At 61.7% G+C, this 16,226-nt stretch carries 10 protein-coding genes and 1 pseudogene; 5 read left to right on the top strand and 6 right to left on the bottom strand.

Going from position 1 to position 16,226, the window contains the following annotated elements; genetic code table 11:
• Nucleotides 1-60: 60 nt before the first annotated feature.
• Both J2X62_RS13255 and J2X62_RS13250 read right to left on the bottom strand, forming a co-directional pair.
• Nucleotides 61-1,545: an FAD-dependent oxidoreductase gene (locus J2X62_RS13255; RefSeq protein ID WP_310181131.1), complete on the bottom strand. Its 1,485-nt coding sequence runs from the start codon at nucleotides 1,543-1,545 to the stop codon at nucleotides 61-63.
• Nucleotides 1,546-1,805: 260 nt separating this feature from the next.
• The gene (locus J2X62_RS13250) at nucleotides 1,806-2,834 is read right to left on the bottom strand and encodes a LacI family DNA-binding transcriptional regulator (RefSeq protein ID WP_310181129.1); all 1,029 of its coding nucleotides are present in this window, start codon (nucleotides 2,832-2,834) and stop codon (nucleotides 1,806-1,808) included.
• A gap of 135 nt (nucleotides 2,835-2,969) precedes the next feature.
• Between J2X62_RS13250 and J2X62_RS13245 the strand changes: the two genes are divergently transcribed.
• Genes J2X62_RS13245 through J2X62_RS13235 form a run of 3 tightly spaced genes read left to right on the top strand, consistent with a single transcriptional unit; the run spans nucleotide 2,970 to nucleotide 9,077 of the window.
• Nucleotides 2,970-4,283: an MFS transporter gene (locus tag J2X62_RS13245; protein WP_310181127.1), complete on the top strand. Its 1,314-nt coding sequence runs from the start codon at nucleotides 2,970-2,972 to the stop codon at nucleotides 4,281-4,283.
• Complete coding sequence (locus J2X62_RS13240; RefSeq protein WP_310181125.1) at nucleotides 4,280-6,832, top strand: family 78 glycoside hydrolase catalytic domain; 2,553 nt, start codon at nucleotides 4,280-4,282, stop codon at nucleotides 6,830-6,832. Before J2X62_RS13245 ends, J2X62_RS13240 begins: the two co-directional genes overlap by 4 nt.
• Nucleotides 6,833-6,836: 4 nt before the next feature.
• Nucleotides 6,837-9,077 (top strand): glycoside hydrolase family 3 C-terminal domain-containing protein, encoded by a 2,241-nt coding sequence (locus tag J2X62_RS13235; protein WP_310181124.1) that lies wholly within the window; start codon nucleotides 6,837-6,839, stop codon nucleotides 9,075-9,077.
• A 435-nt stretch (nucleotides 9,078-9,512) separates the two neighbouring features.
• On the opposite strand, the gene J2X62_RS13230 is transcribed toward J2X62_RS13235, so the two are convergent.
• Genes J2X62_RS13230 through rhaI form a run of 3 tightly spaced genes read right to left on the bottom strand, consistent with a single transcriptional unit; the run spans nucleotide 9,513 to nucleotide 14,241 of the window.
• The gene (locus J2X62_RS13230; protein ID WP_310181122.1) at nucleotides 9,513-10,973 is read right to left on the bottom strand and encodes a rhamnulokinase family protein; all 1,461 of its coding nucleotides are present in this window, start codon (nucleotides 10,971-10,973) and stop codon (nucleotides 9,513-9,515) included.
• A 31-nt stretch (nucleotides 10,974-11,004) separates the two neighbouring features.
• On the bottom strand, nucleotides 11,005-13,065 hold the full coding sequence (locus J2X62_RS13225) for a bifunctional aldolase/short-chain dehydrogenase (RefSeq protein WP_310181120.1): 2,061 nt from the start codon (nucleotides 13,063-13,065) through the stop codon (nucleotides 11,005-11,007).
• A 3-nt stretch (nucleotides 13,066-13,068) separates the two neighbouring features.
• The gene (gene rhaI / locus J2X62_RS13220; RefSeq protein WP_310181118.1) at nucleotides 13,069-14,241 is read right to left on the bottom strand and encodes an L-rhamnose isomerase; all 1,173 of its coding nucleotides are present in this window, start codon (nucleotides 14,239-14,241) and stop codon (nucleotides 13,069-13,071) included.
• A 216-nt stretch (nucleotides 14,242-14,457) separates the two neighbouring features.
• Between rhaI and J2X62_RS13215 the strand changes: the two genes are divergently transcribed.
• Complete coding sequence (locus tag J2X62_RS13215; RefSeq protein ID WP_310181117.1) at nucleotides 14,458-15,501, top strand: LacI family DNA-binding transcriptional regulator; 1,044 nt, start codon at nucleotides 14,458-14,460, stop codon at nucleotides 15,499-15,501.
• 93 nt (nucleotides 15,502-15,594) lie between these two features.
• On the opposite strand, the gene J2X62_RS25450 is transcribed toward J2X62_RS13215, so the two are convergent.
• Nucleotides 15,595-15,987, bottom strand: coding sequence for an FCD domain-containing protein (locus tag J2X62_RS25450; protein ID WP_371832723.1), 393 nt, complete (start codon nucleotides 15,985-15,987; stop codon nucleotides 15,595-15,597).
• 5 nt (nucleotides 15,988-15,992) lie between these two features.
• On the opposite strand from J2X62_RS25450, the pseudogene J2X62_RS13210 reads away from it, so the two are divergent.
• Nucleotides 15,993-16,220: pseudogene (locus tag J2X62_RS13210) on the top strand (D-glutamate cyclase family protein); the annotation flags it as partial.
• Nucleotides 16,221-16,226: the final 6 nt, after the last annotated feature.

The following is a 16,226-nucleotide window of genomic DNA, read 5'->3' as shown; positions in this document are numbered from 1 at the left end:
CGACCACATTTGCTGTACACCGGGGTCATATGACTGAATTCGGGTGCTTTTCACTCGATCTCACTCTGTCGTCAGGCACCTCGACGCGGCGTTCTTCCCGGCACGTCGACCGAAGAAGCTGCCGTCCCCCAGGCTCGCACCGCTGGCATATCCGCCGGCACACACACCGGACGTGCAGCGTCCCGCTGCGAACAATCCGGGGATCGGTTCTCCCGAGACGTGCAGAACCTCGGAGTCCACCGTCGTCTTGAGGCCTCCGAGCGTGAATCCGCCCGTCATCCCTCGCAGATCGTAAGCTGAGATAGGTGTCCCTAACGGGCGTACCCATTCGGGCTTCTTTCCAAGGAACGGGTCCGTCCCGGATGCTGCGTGACGGTTGTAGACCTCGACGGTCGATGTCAGTCCACCGGCAGGGATTCCCATTTCGGACTCCAGCTCGGTGACGCTCTCGCACACCCATTTCGGTGCCGTACGCATGATCGAACTGGTGGACACAGTTGTCGATGCCTCTTCGTAGGATGCTTCGTCGATGACGAGGAATGCATCGCCGCCCTGACGTAAAAGCACTTCTTGTCCGATGCGCCCGGGATACGTGTCCTCCGCGACGAAGCGTTGACCTCGACTGTTCACGAGGATTCCGCGTGCCATCACCTGTGGATCGCTGAAAATTGCGATTTCTGTTGCGTCCATGTGGGCGGTCGCTGCACCCAGTGCCTGCGCCATCCGAATCGAGCGCCCGTCATGACTTTCGATCGACGCAGCCGGCCGTCCCAGGATGTGGGGCGCGCTGTCGTTGAGCATGTCGTTGTCGTACGCAAAACTCCCGGTGGCCAGCACGACCCCGCGTTCGGCGTGAACGGCGAAGTCGGATCCGTATCGGCGAACCATTACCCCGGTGACCAGTCCGTCGTCATCGACGATCAGTGACTTCGCGCGGCAATCGTAGAGAATTTCTACTCCGAGCGACGTGGCCGTCTCGATTAGCGGTTGCATGAGCATGTGACCACCGGGCAGTTGTTGTCCCTCCGCCGCTTCCGACTTTCTGGGCAGGTGCCCACGTGGGGCCGGCGGAATCGTTGCATTGAACGGGGCGGCATTTTCGCCCCCCGAGTACATGAGACCTTCGCCGTGTGGAGGTTCCCAACCCGGCTCGCCCCAGAAGGATTCCTCGAACTCGACGCCGGCATCGACGAGCCAGTCGAAGTGGTCCACGCTGCCTTCGCAGTACTCGTCGATCTTGGCGTCATCGACGCCAGGCCCGAGCGCGGCCTTCATGAAAGCCTTCATGTTCTCGACAGAGTCTTCGAAACCGAGGGACTTCTGCATCGCAGTGCCCCCGCCCAGATATATGAAACCCCCGGACATCGCGGCAGCGCCGCCACCCCCACCGAGCATCTCGAGAACCAGTACGCGTGCGCCCGCGCGGGCCGCCTCGATTGCCGCTGTGACACCGGCGATGCCGAAGCCTGCGATGACCACGTCGGACCGATAGGACCAATCAGCGACGGTCGTGTCGCGGACAGGCTTGATGGTCGGGTCGCTCATGGGTTGCCCTCCGTAGTGTTCTGGAACCTTCGGCCGTTGTCCTCTGCGGGCGGTACAGCGCATTCCCGGGTCGCTGGTCGACAGCACCACTCCGTGTCGGATGGCCCAACGATCACAGTGGGCGTTGAGACAATCAAGGAAATATCCCGGCACATGGACATGCGAAATTTCGTCGTAGCGAGACGAACCGGACGATGCCCCGTGCGAAATGAACTGCTACGTAACGCTGATTTCAGGTGTCCGTCAGCTGTCGCGGCACGTCAGGCGGTGGGCACCGTCGAGGACGGTGTCACCGGCACGGTCGACTCCCGAACGACCAATTCAGGCGAGTGCATGGGGACCGGTTCCGCTATGTCGATGGTGGCGTCCCCGATCTCGCGCAGTGCGAGTGCCGCCATGTAGCGGCCGACCCCGCCGGTATCGACCCGAATCGTCGACAACGCCGGTACCGTGAGCCGCGCCACCGGAGCGTCGTCGTGGCCGATCACGGCGAGCCGCTCGGGCACCTTAAGCCCTTGTCTGACTGCGGCACTGATGATGAGTGCCGCGACGTCGTCGTTGTATGCGGCGACTGCGGTGACCCCCTCGTTGCGCCACGTGCGTAGAACGGTCCCGACGTTGTGGTGGTCGACCTTGTCAGTGTCGAAATCCGTGCCGAACATGGTCGATGCTTCACGTGCCGTTCGCTCTCGGTCGGCGGTGAGGTCAGCCAACCGCGCATCCGTGGTAGATGCGAATCGAATTGTGGTATGACCCAATTCGATGAGATGAGCGACCTGCAGAGCGGGACCTTGCGTGAATTCTGCGAGCATGCCCAGGGTTGCCTCGTCGGCCGACTCCGGATTCAACAGGCGCGCTCCGGCGCGGCGGATCTGGGCCTCGAGTTCTGCCGAGAGTGGGGCGAGGCTCATCACCAGGTCTGGCTGCAGTGTGTCCCACAGCGGTCTCGCATGGTCGTTCGGATGGGGTGTTGTCGTAACCAACGAGTATCCCGCTTCGTCCAGGACTTGAGTTGCTTCGTCGAGGTTGGTGCGCACATTGTGTTCTATCGGCCAGTCCGGCAGGACCATCAACACGATGTTCGTTCGTCCGCTCGCGAGCGCGCGGGCAGCACGGTGCGGGCGATACCCCAATCTGGCTGCCTCGGCTTGAACTCGCTCCCTGGTGGCGGTCGATATTGTCTGACCTGGGGTGTTGTTGAGAACAAATCCGACGGTGGCCCGCGAAATTCCCAACGAGTGCGCTATGTCCGTCGCTGTCACCCGTCGGGCTATCGGCCGAGTCGTCATGATCCTCCTCGCTGTTCTTCCGAAGATTCTCCTTGACTTGCGCGCGCTAGTGGCCAACAATACCAGTTATCTTGATCACTAGCACGCGCTAGCTTCTCCCGCCCGTGGGCGGCCGCTCAGATATATGGAGTCGACATGACTGTTCCAGGAAGCGTCCCGGACTCGCTGTCCGTGGATGCAACCCTTGCGTCCTCACCCCTCGAGGGGGAGCGCGCGCTGCCCGAGGTCGATTCGCGATATATCTGGTTACAGGTATTGGGACAGTTCGGCGTCTTTCTCGCGTTCATCACCCCTCTGGCGATCTCGTTGTCCATTCGCGTACAAGAGTTGGCACCGGGTCGAGAGGAATATTTGGGCTACATCACCGGTAGCGGAGCCCTGACGGTCATGCTCGCGGCGCCTCTGCTGGGAACACTGAGCGATCGCACTCGTACTCGGATCGGCAAACGGCGACCGTTCATGATCGGCGGGGTGATTGTCGGGATCGTGGCCCTGTTTCTCATGGCGCTCGCGCCATCCGTGTTGGCACTCGCGGCGGGTTGGATTCTGGCTCAACTGGGTTGGGGAACCACTCTGGCCAACTTGCAAATTTCGACGGCAGACCGTCTCCCGGAATCTCAGCGCGGGAAGGTGGCAGGGCTGACGGGATTTGCCACCCAGGTGGCGCCTGTTGTCGGCGTGATCCTCTCCGGAGGTCTGGTCGGCAACTCACTGCTGCTCTTCCTGGTGCCCGGTGCCGTCGGTGTCGTGCTCGTCGCTGCTTTCATAGTGTTCGTGCACGAGGATGACACCCGTGGCGCTGTGTTCCCAGAAAAACTGACCGTGCGCAATACGTTTGCGCGGTATATCTACAACCCGTTCCAATACCCGGATTATTCGCTGAATTGGCTGGCGCGATTCTTGTTCTACCTCGGTATCGCTTTCAACACCACGTTCACGGCCTTCTTTTATGCCGACCGGCTCGATATGTCGCTCGGGCAGGTTGCAGGTGTGATGGGAACGCTGGGTGTGGGCAGCATCATCGCGGTCACAGCGGGCGCGCTCTCGGGTGGCTTCATGTCGGACAAGTTCGGTCGACGTAGGATCTTCATCCTGATCGGAGCGTCGCTCTTCGCAGTCGGTGTTCTGACACAGGCGTTCTCGGACGGGTTACCTCCACTCGTCGTAGGTTCCTTGATCGCGTCCCTCGGCATCGGGATGTTCTCGGCCGTCGATCAGGCGTTGCTGCTCGACGTGCTTCCGGAACGAGAGTTGGAGGCCGGTCGTTTCATGGGTATCACCGGATTTGCCACATCGATCCCGCAGGCCGTCGGGCCCTTCGTCGCTCCGATGCTACTGGCCATCAGCAGCAGTGGCGATGCAAAAAATTACCCACTGCTGTTCGTCGTTGCTGCCGCCGTGACATTGCTCGGAGGGTTCGCAGTGATGCGGATACGTTCGGTTCGATGACCGCAGAGCCCGAACTGACGACACACGCACGGTCGTCGAACCCCCAGGAGATCGACATGATCGACCGCGCTGCGGTGTTCATCACCCCGACCGAGTCGACCGGTGAACCTGACGAACCTGCAAGCTACTTCCGCCGCGAATTCGATGTGCAGGTCGGATTGGTTCGAGGAACGTTGCGAGTCACTGCAATCGGCGTTGTGGAGCCACGGCTGAACGGCCGAGTGGTCGGCGACGAGGTGCTGGCACCTGGGTGGACGTCATACCGTCACCGACTGGCTGTCAGCAGTCACGAGGTGACACGACAGTTGACCGTAGGACGCAACGTCGTAGGTGCGATCGTGGGGGAGGGTTGGGCGCTCGGCCGGCTGGGTTGGGAGAATGCGCGCAATCACTATGCCGATCGACCGGCGCTGTATCTCGAGATGATCCTCGAATACGAGGACCGCACAGTTGTCGTCGTGAGTGATGACACCTTTCGTGCAGGCACGGGCGGGTTGCGCGCCAACAGCATCTACGACGGAGAGGTTTTCGACGCACGACTCGAACCCCAGGATTGGGACGTTGCAGGCTTCGACGATTCGTCGTGGGGCTCGGTCGACATCTTCGACTGGCCCATGGAATCGCTGATGGATTCCAGTGCGGAACCGATCCGTCGTACCGACGAGCTTGCTCCGGTATCGATCACCTCGCACAAGGGTGGTCGGTCCATCGTGGATTTCGGTCAGAACATTTCGGGTCGGGTGCGTTTCACCGTAGAAGCCCCTCACGGCACCACCATCACTCTGCGACACGCAGAAGTCTTGACCGCAGGCGAACTCGATGTCGAGACGGTCCGGACCGCCAAAGCCACCGATGTCTTCATTGCCCGAGGGACAGGCCGGGAGACATTCGAGCCCCGCTTCACGTTCCATGGGTTCCGCTACCTCGAAGTCGACGGTTGGTTCGGAAACATCTGCGCCGATGATCTCCGAGCAATCGTCGTCCACAGCGACATGATTCGGACAGGGTGGTTCGAGACATCGAACCCGCTGGTGAATCGGTTGCACGACAACGCCGTGTGGTCGATGCGTGACAACTTCGTCGGGGTACCGACCGACTGCCCGCAACGGGACGAACGACTCGGTTGGACCGGCGACATCAATGCTTTTGCTCCGACTGCGGCATACCTGTTCGACGTTCGCGGAGTTCTGGGCTCGTGGCTCGAGGATCTTGCTGCCGAACAGCGGGAGAAGGGATTCGTGCCATGGGTGGTGCCGGATGTGTTGTCCACGCCGTCGTCACCTACCGCACTATGGTCGGACGTCGCTGTCAGCCTGCCGTGGGTTCTCTACCAGGAGTATGGCGATATCAATATTCTTCGACGGGCATATCCGTCGATGACCGCATTCGTCGATAGCGTCGAAACGCTCTTGGATATGCACGGATTGTGGTCCAGCGGTTTCCAATTCGGTGATTGGCTGGACCCCGATGCTCCCATCGGCAATCCCGCAGGGGGCAAGACGGACCGTCATCTGGTGGCCAGTGCGTACCTGTGTAAGACCACACGCGAGTTGGCGCACACTGCCGAGCTGCTGGAGTACCACGAGGATGCAGTCCGGTACTCAGCACTCGCCGATCGGGTCCGTGCTGCATTTCGCCGCGAGTACGTAACCGAGGCCGGACGCATCGTCAACGAATCGGCGACCGGCTATGCCCTGGCTATTGCTTTCGGCATTCTCGAGCCGGACCAACAAAGCCATGCAGGCAATCGACTGGCATCGCTCGTAGCGGAAAACGGCTTCAAGATCTCGACCGGGTTTGCGGGTACGCCTCTGGTAGCCGATGCGTTGTCGAGCACCGGACACACAGTGGAGGCCTACGCGATGCTGATGGAGACAGGTTGTCCGTCGTTCCTCTATCCCGTGACAATGGGAGCGACGACGATCTGGGAGCGGTGGGATTCGATTCGTCCCGACGGAACCATCAATCCGTCCGGCATGACTTCTTTGAACCACTATGCGCTGGGCGCAATCGCATCGTGGTTGCACCGTGTCGTCGGTGGCATCCAACTCATCGAACCCGGATACCGTCGCGTACGAATCGCACCGCAACCCGGAGGGGGCTTGACGTCGGCGTCTACGAGACATCGGACGGGATACGGAGATATCGCCGTCAGTTGGACGATCGACGCATCGACCGTGTGCGTCGACGTCAGCGTGCCGATCGGCGTCGACGCCGAGGTCACGCTTCCGCTGCACCCCGGTGGAACGAGAATTGTGGTCGGATCGGGCGACCACTCTTGGCAATATGAAAGACCCGTCGAGGCTCCGGCCCACACCATGAGTACGAGCTTGAACGAACTTGCCGCTGATCCCATCGTCTGGCAGCGGATCACCGAAGTGTTCGGCAAGCATCTGCCAGGGATCCCCATCGACGGAAGCGACCCTCGAGCCGCATCGATGAGCCTGAACGTCCTGCTCGATCACATCCCCGGCGCGTCCGAGGAACTCCGGGCCGACCTCGAAAATGCGTGCAAGCAAACCGATTGGAAGAAGGAACAGAATGAGTGATCGCATGAGTCGAGAACCGGACGCGACTACCACCATGCAGGTTCGCGAACACGCCACCCTGCTGTCGGGCCGAGACTTCTGGTCGTCCCGTGAGGGGGCCGGAATACGTTCGATCGTCCTGGCCGACGGTCCGCACGGCGTCCGTATGCAAGGCGGCGAGGCTGACCACCTGGGGTTCAACGAAAGTCAGCCGGCGACCTGCTTCCCCCCTGGGGCCGGTTTGGCATCGAGTTGGGATCCGAGTTTGATGTGCGAGGTGGGCGAGGCGCTCGGGCGTGAGGCGCGCTCCCTCGGCGTCGATGTACTGCTCGGACCGGCGATCAACATCAAACGCTCGCCGCTCGGCGGACGAACGTTCGAATATTATTCCGAGGACCCTCGTCTCACCGGTGAGCTTGCGGTCGGATTTGTACGTGGCGTGCAAAGCACTGGCGTCGGAACCTCGGTGAAGCACTTCGCCGTCAACAGCCAAGAGACCGACCGAATGCGTGTAAATGCAGTAGTGGACGACCGCGCCCTGCGAGAGATCTACCTCTCTGCGTTCGAGCACGTCGTCAAGAACGCGTCGCCGACTTCGGTGATGAGCGCATACAACGCGATCAACGGCGAGTTCTGCTCGGAAAACCGGTGGCTACTGACCGAAATCCTCCGTGACGAATGGGGTTTCGACGGTCTCGTTGTTTCGGACTGGGGTGCGATCAAAGATCGCGTCGCGGCGCTCGTGGCGGGGCTGGATCTCGAGATGCCAGGTTCCGGTGACGAGGGAACAGATGCTCTGGTGGCAGCAGTCGTATCGGGTAGCTTGGACGAGGAGGCCATAACGACGAGTGTCGGACGGCTTCGCCGCCTTGCTGACCGAACTGCGCCCACGACAGACAACGATCGGCCATTGGATGTCGATGCACACCACCTGCTCGCCCGAAGGGCGGCCGGTGAGTCGATTGTTCTTCTTCGCAACGAGGCCGACACCTTGCCTCTACGTTGCGATCAAAGTATTGCAGTTATAGGCGAATTGGCAGTGGATCCCCAATTTCAAGGGGGCGGGAGCTCGCACGTCAATCCGACCAGAGTCGACATTCCACTCGACGAACTGCGAGACGCGTTGGGCACCGATCGCGTCGTCTACAGCGCCGGATATACGAGGTCCGGCGATGAAGCCACAGCGCAGAAACTGATCGAATCCGCCTGCAACGCTGCATCTTCAACGGATGTATCCGTGATATTCGTAGGCTTGTACGAGGAAGATCAATCCGAGGGATTCGATCGCGAGCATATGGACCTGCCCGCATCTCACCTCGCGTTGATCGACGCCGTTGCGAAAGTCGCAACCCGTACCGTCGTCGTACTGTCGAATGGTGGCGTCGTCTCGCTCGAACCCTGGCACGACCAAGTCGACGCGATCGTCGAGGGCTGGGCTCTGGGGCAGGCTGTCGGAAGCGCGCTTGCCGACGTACTCACCGGCAGGGTGAACCCTTCGGGACGGCTTGCCGAGACAATCCCGCTTGCACTGTCCGATACGCCGTCATTCCTCAATTTCCCGGGGGAGCAGGAAGTCGTGCGGTACGGCGAAAGTGTGTTCGTCGGCTACCGTTTCTACACAAGCACCGATCGGAAAGTGCGATATTCGTTCGGCCACGGATTGAGCTACACGAGCTTCGGCTACAGCGATCTCGACATCGTGGTGACTGCGAGCGACGCTGCCACAGTGAGCGTCACGGTGCGAAACGACGGAGAATTGCCTGGCTCCGACGTCGTCCAGTTGTACGTTGCGCCCGCATCATCCGACGTTCGGAGGCCGATACGCGAACTCGCTGCTTTCGGGAAGGTTGCGCTTCACCCGGGCGAGTCGCGGACGCTGTCGTTCGACCTCGACCGTCGGGTATTTGCACATTGGGATACGTCGGGCTCACGATGGTGGGTGGACCCCGGCACCTACGAACTGCAGCTTGCCCGTTCGGCATCCGACATAGCGCAGACAGTGCAGTTCGGGCTCGACGGCGACGTCGAAGGTCCGTCGGCCTTGACCCTCGACTCGACTGTCAAGCAGTGGTTCGAGCACCCGGTAGTAGGGCCGCTGCTCGTGGACGCGATGACGGCGAAGACGCCCGACGAGCAGCGAGGTGATTCGGGTGAGAACGCCAACATGCTCAAGATGGTCGAGTCGATGTCGATGGGTCAGTTCGCCCGCTTTCCCGGCGTCGACTTGCCGCACGGTGCACTCCTCGACCTCATCGACAGAAGCTAGTCGATTATTCGTGCCGCTGGGGTGCGGTCATCTCGCAGGTATGTGCCTGCGAGATGACCACCGAGTTCCGGACGTGCCGTCAGCCCGCGCGGTGAACCGTGACTTCGGGGGGGCGTATCACTACGAGTGATACGCCCCCCGAGAATGTCGCACGTTGCTGGTCACAGTCACCCCCTGATGGAGTGATTTCCTCCCTCCATCAGGGGTGCAGGTCCTTGCTGCCTCGACTACATCGACAACGGACGGCAGGGGTACGAGTTCGGTACACGCGAGTGCCGTCAGCGAATCTCGCGAACCGACAATCGCATAATTCCTGTCCTTACCGTACCGGTGTGTCGCCACCTCCCCGGCAAAGGACCGTTGCGGCAACCTAGTCAGGTCCACAGCGGAACCATGCGCCGGAATTGCGTTGTGTGGAGGGGTTTCGCGGGATCGTCAAACGTTGCGTGTTCGACGGTGGGGTGCAGGGGCGTGCCGCACTAGTGGAAATGCTTCGGACACTGCACGGCGCAATCTGTCCAGGTCTCCATTGATCAGTTCGTGACTTCGCGCCTGTACGAGCACATTCCCCACTGCGGTGGCTTCGATCGGTCCGGCCATAACCGGTAGCCCGAGTCGATCGGCAAGAGTGGTGCACAGCAGAGTGTTCTGTGCACCACCGCCGACGATGTGTACCTGCCGAAGCGTGATGCCGGCAATCGAGGCCGCAACGAGTGCAGCCCGCACGAACGCTGACGCGAGCGATTCGACGATCGCGCGAACCATCTCCGCGCGGGAGTTCGGTGCGAGCATGCCTCGCTCCTGATACCAGCGGCGAATTCGTTCCGGCATGTTGCCTGGGGGGAGGAAAACCGGGTCGTCGGCATCGAAGAGGTGCGGTGGAGCAGGGCAGTCCGCAGCGGCGGCCAACATCGCCGGCAGGTCGACCTGCGCGGCGTCCGCTCGGCTCCATTCCCGGACGGTCTCGGACAGCAACCACAACCCTATAACGTTGTGTATCAAACGGTTTCGTCCATCGACGCCTGCCTCGTTGGTGAATCCTGCGTCCCGCACCCGTGTGTTCGTCACAGGTGACCGTGTTTCCACGCCGACCAGTCCCCAGGTTCCGCACGAGATGTACACCGCCGAGTCGGGGTCCATCGGTACGGCGGCTACCGCCGACGCGGTGTCGTGCGAACCGACTGCGGTCACCGCGGCGCTCGTACCGAGATCGAGAACACCTGGAAGGACCCCACCCAGAATCGAACCCGGTCCGACGACCGGCGCGAACAGTGATGTGTCGATGCCGAGTCGGTCGAGCAGATCGGTATCGAGCATTCCGTCCGTACCGAAGACACCTGTCGTCGAAGCATTCGTGCGTTCGGTGCTCTCGCGACCGGTCAGCCAGTACGAGATCAGGTCCGGAATCAGCAATATCCGGTCGGCAGCGTCGAGAAGGCCGTCGGTTCGGTCGACCGCCAGCTGGTACACGGTGGTGAACGGAAGGAATTGCAGACCGTTCCGGTCGAAGAGTTCGTTACGGTCGACCACCGCCTCTACCAGTTCGACCCCACGATCGGATCGCTCGTCTCGGTAGTGGTGTGGAAGTCCGGTGAGGCGGCCGTGTCCGAGCAGGCCGTAATCGACTGCCCAGGAGTCGATGCCGATGCTGACGACATCGTCGAAATCTCGAACGGCGTCGGCCAGTCCACGCCTGACGTGTGCGAACAGTGCGGGTACATCGGTGTGCAATGCAGTACGAGTACCGTTCCACAGCCGCAGCGGTTCGTTACGAAAGCGAGCGACGACGTCCAATTCGAGAACGTCGCGCCCCGCGGTAGTGGTTCCGACCGTGCCGGCAACGACGCGACCGCTGCTCGCACCGAGGTCCACAGCCAGAACCCGGCCGGTACTCATCCGCGAGCACTCGTCGTCGACGTGACGCCGATCATCGCAGGAACGCCGCAGCGACCCCGGCATCGACCGGGACGTGGAGGCCGGTCGTATGGGAGAAGTCCGAAGTGCACAGCGCGAAGGCGGCATTGGCGATGTTCTCCGGCAACACCTCTCGCTTGAGGAGAGTTCTCTGCGCATAGAATCTGCCGAGATCCGCTTCGTCGACGCCGTAGACAGCAGCGCGTGACGCGCCCCAACCGGCAGCAAAGATGCCGGAGCCTCGAACGACTCCGTCGGGATTGATGCCGTTCACCTTGACCCCGTGCTCGCCGAGCTCGGCGGCGAGGAGACGCACCTGATGCGCCTGATCGGCCTTGCTAGCGGAGTATGCGATGTTGTTGGGCCCGGCGAACACCGAATTCTTGGACGAAATATACAAAATGTCGCCGCCCATTTTCTGCGCGATCAGCGCAGCGGCCGCCGCACGCGAGACGAGGAACGAACCGCGGGCCATGACGTCGTGTTGCAGATCCCAGTCGGCGACCGTGGTTTCGAGAAGTGGCTTGGACAGTGACAGGCCGGCGTTGTTCACGACGAGGTCGATCCCGCCGAAGGCCAGGACGGTGGCATCGACAGCGGCCTGCACCGCCGCCTCGTCGGTGACGTCGGCGCGGACACCGACAGCGACGTCCGTGCTGCCGATCTCGGCGGCCACGTCGGCCGCTTTCTGCGCGTCGAGGTCGGCTATGACGACACACGCGCCCTCCGCAGCGAGACGGTGAGCGATCGCCTTCCCGATACCCGAGGCTGCACCCGTCACCAGAGCGATGCGGGTGGCGAGAGGTTTCGGTTTCGGCATGCGAGCGAGCTTGGCTTCTTCGAGTGCCCAGTACTCGATTCGGAACTTCTCGGACTCGTCGATCGGGCTGTACGTCGACACCGATTCGGCACCGCGCATGACGTTGATCGCGTTCACGTAGAACTCGCCCGCGACGCGTGCGGTCTGTTTGTTGGCCCCGAAGCTGAACATGCCCACGCCGGGAACGAGCACGATGGCCGGATCCGCGCCGCGCATCGCAGGGGAGTCCTCGGTCGCGTACCGCTCGTAGTACTCCTGATAGTCCTTGCGGTAAAGCTCGTGAAGCGTCTGCAGCCGTTCGACACTCTCGTCGATCGACGCATCGGAGGGCAGATCGAGAACCAGTGGCTTGACCTTGGTCCGCAGGAAGTGATCCGGGCAGCTGGTGCCCAGCGCTGCCAGACGCGGATGCTCCGTGGCGGCCAGGAAGTCCAGCACCACATCCGAATCGGTGAAGTGACCGACCTTCGGCTCGTCCGTCGATGCCAGCCCGCGGATGTAGGGGGCGAGGGCGGCTGCTTTCGCGCGCCGCTCGCATTCCGGGAGTGCGGTGTATCCGTCCAGCACCGGACCGAACGGATCTGCCTTGCCGTGTTCGACGAGATACGTTTGTGCGGCCCGAATGATCTCCAGCGAGTTCGCCTCGGACTCGTCGGAGGTGTTTCCCCAGGCAGTGATACCGTGGCCGCCGAGAATGCAGCCGATGGCCTGTGGATTGACTGCCTTGATGGCCGAGATGTCCAGTCCGAGTTGAAATCCGGGGCGACGCCAGGGAATCCATACTACGGTGTCGCCGTAGATCGTTCGCGTCAGCTCGGGGCCGTCGGCCGCGGTTGCGATTGCGATGCCCGAATCCGGGTGCAGGTGGTCCACGTGTGGAGCGTCGACCAGTGCGTGCATGGCGGTGTCGATGGACGGAGCGGCACCGCCCCTGCCGTGCAACGTGTAGTCGAACGCTGCGACCATCTCGTCCTCACGGTCGATCCCAGGGTAGACATCTACCAGAGACCGCAGACGGTCGAGGCGCAGCACCGCCAGGCCGTTCTCGGTCAAGGTGCCGAGATCTCCGCCGGATCCCTTGACCCACATCAGTTCGACATCGGAGCCGGTCACCGGGTCGGTATCGGTGCCTTTGGCAGAGGTGTTTCCACCTGCGTAGTTGGTGTTGCTGGGGTCCGAGCCCAGGCGATTCGATCGAGTCAGCAATGCTTCGACGCTTGGGTTCATGGTATTGGGTTCCTGATTGTCGGTCATCGGTCATGCCCCCCAGGAGGTTTGAGTTCCGCCGACGCGGTCGGTCTCGATCTTCTGTTGATAGCCCGAGTCGGCGAACGCGCGCATCGGCTCTGCGGGTAGACCGCGACTTTCGCGCCACTCGGCCAGGACGGGCCGAACGTCGGTGTAGAAGGCATCCATGAAAATTTCGTTGGCACCGAGCACGTCTCCGGACTCCTGCGCCGCGGTCAGAGCTTCGGTGTCCACGAGAGCGGCACGTACCGTCATCTCCTGGACGTTGAGAACCGACCGGATCTGGCCGGGTATTTTTGCCTCCACGTTGTGGCATTGGTCGAGCATCAGGGCCAGCTCGGAGGACGGTGCGAGTCCCCCGCCGCGAATGACCTCGAACATGATGCGGAACAGTTGGAACGGATCAGCGGCCCCGACGATGAGATCGTCGTCGGCGTAGAAACGCGAGTTGAAGTCGAACGATCCGAGCTTTCCGAGGCGTAGCAGCTGGGCGACGATGAATTCGATATTGGTTCCGGGAGCGTGGTGGCCGGTGTCGAGGCAGACTGCAGCACGCTCGCCGAGAGCGACCGTGTGCGCGTACGACGTTCCCCAATCGGGGACGTCGGTGACGTAGAAGGCGGGCTCGAAGAACTTGTATTCCAGCACCAGTCGTTGTTCGGTACCCACGTGCTGGTAGATCTCCGAAAGTGACTCGGCAAGCCGGTCCTGTCGACCGCGGATATCGCCCTGCCCTGGGTAATTGGTGCCGTCGGCGAGCCAGACCTTCAAGTCCCGCGATCCGATTTCCGACATGATCTCGAGGCAGCGAACGTGGTGGTCGATCGCTTTGCGTCGTACAGTTCGATCGGTGTGGGTGAGGCTGCCGAACTTGTACTCGTCGTCCTGGAAGGTGTTGGAGTTGACCGTCCCCAACTGCACGCCGAGCGCGGCTGCATGCGTCTTCAGTGCACCGAAATCATCGACCAAGTCCCACGGAATATGAAGTGCCACAGACGGAGCCAGTCCGGTCATTCGGTGAACGGTAGCCGCGTCGGCGATCTTCTCTTCGATCGTGCGCGGCGTTCCGGGGGTGCCGAATACCTTGAACCGGGTCCCGGAATTACCGAATGCCCACGACGGCAGTTCGATCGCAAGCGCATCGAGAACGGCCGATGCGCCATCGGTCAGAGGTTGTGTCACGAAGTTTCGCTCCTCGGGGTGTGCCGGCCACTGCAACTGTGGCCGGATCTGATTGCGCTCCGAGCTCACCGCGAAGGAATGCCAGGATTGAATCGTTTCATTTTATGAGGTCGACTGTAAATGCAACGGTTCGTTCACGTCAATCCCTCCACGTTGCGCTGGGGTGCCGATGGGGTACCTTCAGCTATTGAACGGTTCAAAAGGGGGATGGGAAACATGACCATCGAGCGGCGCAGCGTCGAGAACCGTTCCGTGGGCGTCCGAGACGTCGCCGAGGTCGCCGGAGTGTCGATGGGGACAGTCTCCAATGTCCTCAACCGGCCGGATTCGGTCAGTCCCAAGACACGGGCGCGAGTCCACGTTGCCATCGAGCAGCTGGGGTTCGTCCGGAACGAATCTGCACGCCAACTGCGCGCCGGCCGGTCGCGGACCGTCGGGTACATCATGCTCGACGGCACGAATCCGTTCTTCGCGGACGTCGCACAGGGCATCGAGCACGAGGCCGAGCTGAACGGTCTGGCGTTGTTTCTCTGCAACAGTGACAGTCGTCCCGATCGAGAGCAGACGTATCTGGCCCACCTCGAACAGCAACGAGTGCAGGGCATCCTGATTACTCCGTCCGATCCCGAGGCCGAAATCCTCGACGAGTTGCCGCGCAGGGGAACTCCGGTGGTCATCGTCGACCGGACTCGACGTGCCGACACCCATTGCTCGGTGGCCGTGGACGACGTTCTGGGGGGCGACCTTGCAGTGGAACACCTTCTCGAGATGGGACACAGAAGAATTGCATTTCTCGGCGGTCCGTTGACCCTGGGCCAGGTCAACGACCGTTGGGTCGGGGCTCAGCGTGCCTTCGCCCGGTCCGGTCTACCCGAAGAAGGCATGACGGCGGTGGATACCGGGACACTCACCGTGGCAGGAGGCAAGTCGGCCGCCGAACGGTTGATCGGCCTCCCTTCGCAGACTCGTCCTTCAGCGGTGTTCTGCGCCAATGATCTTGTGGCGCTGGGACTTCTGCAGGAGTGTGTGAGTGCGGGAGTTCGTGTGCCGGACGACATGGCGATCGTCGGCTACGACGACATCGAGTTCGCCGCAGCTGCAGCCGTTCCGCTGAGCTCGGTTCGACAGCCGCGCAGGAAGATCGGCCGGACGGCTGCAATGCTGCTGTTGCGGGAAGAGCGGGAATCCGACCACGTGCACGAGCAGATTCTGTTCGCGCCCGAGTTGGTCGTTCGCCGTTCCTCGCGTGCCTCGATATGAACCGCTGATCGATAGTCGAATCAGGCGTTCATCCTCGGCTACTGAGCCCGACATGACGTAATTCGCTCCCATAGGTCCTCGGCTGGCCTGCCTTTACGAGTCGTCGCCCACCTCAGGCGTGGCATCGGAGTATCCGCCGAGGACAATTGCCATCACGTGGTTGATGTGATGGTGTGTGCGCCGGGCTGCCGTCTCACCGTCTCTCTCGTTCAGTGCGGCGCTGATCGCCAGATGCTCCTGTGCACACAGGATCGAATCACCGGTTGTTCGTACGTCGCGTGCTCTCAGGGCCCGTGTCAGGTTAGCGGCGTCCGAAACAGCTGACAGCAGCAATGGATTTTTGGTAGACCGCGCTATCAGGGTGTGAAATTGCAAATCGCACGACCGAAATCCGTCCGCATCGTGAGCTTCGGCGTGGGCCACCGAGCTCTTGGCCGCCGATTCGATCTCTTCGAGGTCATTCTCCGAAGCACGTTCACCGGACATCAATGCCAGAGGTACATGGTGGGCCTGTGCACATCGGATCCCCGGAAGCACTCGGAATCGCTGATCTCGACAAGCCGGATTGGGGGCAACGAGTGAAAATGGAGCCCAACGATGTGCCGGTCTTCTGGGCGTGCGGGGTCACACCCCAGCAAGTTGCGATGGAAGCGAAGACCGAGTTGATGATCACCCATGCCACGGGCCATATGTTCGTGACGAAACTGCGCGTCGAGTGATCGACG

This window comes from Rhodococcus sp. 3258 (assembly GCF_031456475.1).
Lineage (GTDB): Bacteria > Actinomycetota > Actinomycetes > Mycobacteriales > Mycobacteriaceae > Rhodococcoides > Rhodococcoides fascians.
Note: the sequence above shows the minus strand (reverse complement) of the source record. Positions and strands in the feature narration are given on the sequence as shown.